This is a genomic window from Mesorhizobium sp. M2E.F.Ca.ET.209.01.1.1 (assembly GCF_004010375.2).
GTDB lineage: Bacteria > Pseudomonadota > Alphaproteobacteria > Rhizobiales > Rhizobiaceae > Mesorhizobium.
In genome coordinates this window covers 1-292 of record NZ_SADP02001136.1, presented here as the reverse complement: position 1 = coordinate 292, position 292 = coordinate 1, and the positions used below count along the sequence as shown (strand labels likewise).

At 74.0% G+C, this 292-nt stretch carries 1 pseudogene; it reads right to left on the bottom strand.

Features of this window, described 5'->3' with window-relative positions:
* A pseudogene (locus EN852_RS41545) lies at positions 1-292 on the bottom strand (hypothetical protein); the annotation flags it as partial.

The window sequence follows — 292 nt, the reverse complement described above, 5'->3', positions numbered from 1 at the left end:
CCGGTGACCGGCATGGCAACGCCCGCGGTCGTGTAGACCACCTGCTTGATGGACCCCGCTTGCTTTATGGATCCTGGACCGGTCGGCGAGCCGCCCGCCGTCAGCACCGGCGGCGGCGGGAATTGGCCGGCCATCGGCGTCGAGCCGGCGAAAGCTGCCGGCTGCGCCGGCAAGGCAGCGCCCGGCTGGACGGGCGGCGGCAAAAGCGCGCTTTGAGTCGCCAGCGTGGTTTGCGTCGCGGGGGCGCCCGGCGGCGTCGCCAGCGCAACAGCATCGCCGGTCAGGGCCGCGG